Source organism: Kitasatospora sp. NPDC028055 (assembly GCF_040637885.1).
Classification (GTDB): domain Bacteria; phylum Actinomycetota; class Actinomycetes; order Streptomycetales; family Streptomycetaceae; genus Kitasatospora.
Genome location: NZ_JBEZXE010000114.1, coordinates 1 through 1,535 on the forward strand (window position 1 = coordinate 1; position 1,535 = coordinate 1,535).

At 40.5% G+C, this 1,535-nt stretch carries 3 protein-coding genes; 2 read left to right on the top strand and 1 reads right to left on the bottom strand.

All coding sequences use genetic code 11. The features are described 5' to 3' along the window. Both AB0F71_RS39860 and tnpA read left to right on the top strand, forming a co-directional pair. On the top strand, positions 1–251 hold a 251-nt coding region (locus tag AB0F71_RS39860), incomplete at its 5' end, for a phosphoenolpyruvate carboxylase (RefSeq protein ID WP_360246225.1). 214 nt (positions 252–465) lie between these two features. Continuing rightward, positions 466–921, top strand: a complete 456-nt coding sequence (gene tnpA / locus AB0F71_RS39865) for an IS200/IS605 family transposase (RefSeq protein WP_272680812.1) — start codon at positions 466–468, stop codon at positions 919–921. A 240-nt stretch (positions 922–1,161) separates the two neighbouring features. Here the strand turns inward: tnpA and AB0F71_RS39870 are convergent, their stop codons facing one another. Beyond that, a complete protein-coding gene (locus AB0F71_RS39870; RefSeq protein ID WP_272681536.1) occupies positions 1,162–1,401 on the bottom strand; it encodes a hypothetical protein in 240 nt (79 codons plus the stop codon). Positions 1,402–1,535 lie beyond the last annotated feature (134 nt).

Consider the following 1,535-nt stretch of genomic DNA (forward strand, 5'->3'; position numbering starts at 1 on the left):
AAGTGCGTGACCTGTTATCGGATGATATTAAGAGTGTGCTGGCGGTATCGAAAGACGAAGCACTTATGGCGGATTTACCGTGGATTGCCGAGTCTATCGCCCTGCGTAACGTATATACCGATCCACTTAACGTGTTGCAGGCAGAATTGCTGCACCGTTCTCGCCAACAAGAACACCCAGATCCACGTGTTGAACAAGCACTGATGGTGACTATTGCTGGTGTTGCGGCAGGAATGCGTAATACAGGTTAGTAGCGAGTTACCGATTTAGCTGAGAATTGAAAGGTTACCTATTAAGGTAACCTTTTTACTTATGGCTTTAGCCAGTTTAAGTCGCGTTAGCGTCTTAAACATAAAACCACCTGCTTTGCGGGTGGAGTCAAAGGGTTATACCAAGAAAAACACCTTTCCGTTACGATATAGATGTTCAAGCTAATATTCGTAACTTAAATAAGGAAAGGTGTTTATGGGCATTAAAGCACAAAGCTCAGCGCATACAAAGTGGCTGTGTAAATACCATATCGTCTTTTCGCCGAAATTCAGACGGAAAGTGATTTTTAATAATATTCGTTCAAGTGTGGGTGAGATATTACGAGACCTTTGTAAGTATAAAGGTGTTGAAATAATCGAAGGGCATCTGATGCCAGATCATGTTCATATGCTAGTCAGTATTCCCCCAAAGTTAAGTGTTTCAAGCTTTATGGGGTATTTGAAGGGTAAAAGTTCGTTGATGATCTTTGATAGACATGCGAATTTAAAATATAAATTTGGCAATAGAAAGTTTTGGTCAGAAGGCTACTATGTAAGTACGGTAGGGTTAAATGAAGCAACAATTCAGAAGTATATCAGAGAGCAAGAAAAGTCAGATTTAATGTCAGATAAACTGAGTACGAAAGAGCATATAGACCCCTTCAAGGGGTAAGACAAAGTAGCAAAGACACTTAGCTTGAACGAAGAGAAAGCAGCGTCATTTAGGCGCAGTCGGTAATAAGCCCTTATAGGGCTAGAGCAAACCACCCGCTATGCGGGTGGTTATGATTTTTTTATTGATTTGCTTTCCATTGATCCCATTTTTCCCATTCATTTTTTGGTGTAATGAATTCACGGATTTCATCGTCGGATTTTAAACTAGCAATCTCCTTATTAGTTGCTTCTTCTTTAGCTAATTTAATTGGTTTAGGGTTGGTGGAATATACTGGGCCGCATTTAAATAGGAAGCCCTAATATCGCCATCAAGTGTGTAACCACTGATTTTAGACGTCATGGCATCTTCAGTACCGTATTTTTTTGCGTGCTTGATTATGCCTTCAGCAACGCCCTCTTTCCAAGGTGGCATATCGTAGTAAGGTACGGTACTTTTTAAGGATAAATACTCGCTGAGTGATTGAGCTCCGCTCATCATGTTTAATGAGTATAACTAAGTGGAATTAGAACGCTTTCATAAAGCAAGCAATGCCGTGATGTATTATCAAAAACGCATCACGACAATGAGGGATTAAGGCCTAACCCCTAAAGTATGGCAGATGGCATAGGTGA

What these genes read in the sequence shown, in the direction of transcription:
- tnpA (WP_272680812.1), top strand. Translation starts at nt 466, where the DNA reads ATGGGCATTAAAGCACAAAGCTCAGCGCATACAAAGTGGCTGTGTAAA.
- AB0F71_RS39870 (WP_272681536.1), bottom strand. Translation starts at nt 1,401, where the DNA reads ATGATGAGCGGAGCTCAATCACTCAGCGAGTATTTATCCTTAAAAAGT.